The following is a 499-nucleotide window of genomic DNA, read 5'->3' as shown; positions in this document are numbered from 1 at the left end:
GTGACTACTGACGACACCACGTGGATCGATTTGGTTTACCATCTTGGGGACCGGGTTGATGTCGAAGTGGATTTGGACGGGAGCTGCCTTGACGGCAGTTACGTGCAAGTCACGGAAGTATACCGAATCAAGGGCCTGTCGCACATGACGGCTTCGAAGGAAAGAAGAAGGAAGCCAACCACAACACTCGCCTATACATGAAAGCAACAATCGAACAGGCCCTGCTCAGCGAAGCGCTTCGCGTGATCCAACGCCTTGCGCCCCCGGTGAGCGGGGCCGTTACATTGGAAAGTAACGGAAAAACGTTGAAGATGCACAGCCAAGCAGAGCTGAGCCGATGCTCGGTTACGCTGCCGTGCTCTGTTGACGGAGAAATGCTGATCGCGGTGCCGACCGAGGCGCTGAGCGCCGCGATACGCGGGCACGATGTGCTCGAAATTGAGTTGAAGCAGGCGCTGCTCCGCATCAGCTCCGGAGCCTACAACACTCGACTCACGAC

Annotated in this window: 1 protein-coding gene; it reads left to right on the top strand. The window is 56.9% G+C overall.

From position 1 onward, the window contains the following. Positions 1-197: 197 nt before the first annotated feature. Positions 198-499: hypothetical protein (locus AC1RPJ_RS07750; protein WP_481762839.1), on the top strand; the 302-nt coding region annotated here is incomplete at its 3' end.

It is taken from the genome of Dellaglioa sp. CoH-57-MRSF-17 (genome assembly GCF_056782015.1).
This window is presented reverse-complemented; position numbering and strand designations above follow the sequence as displayed.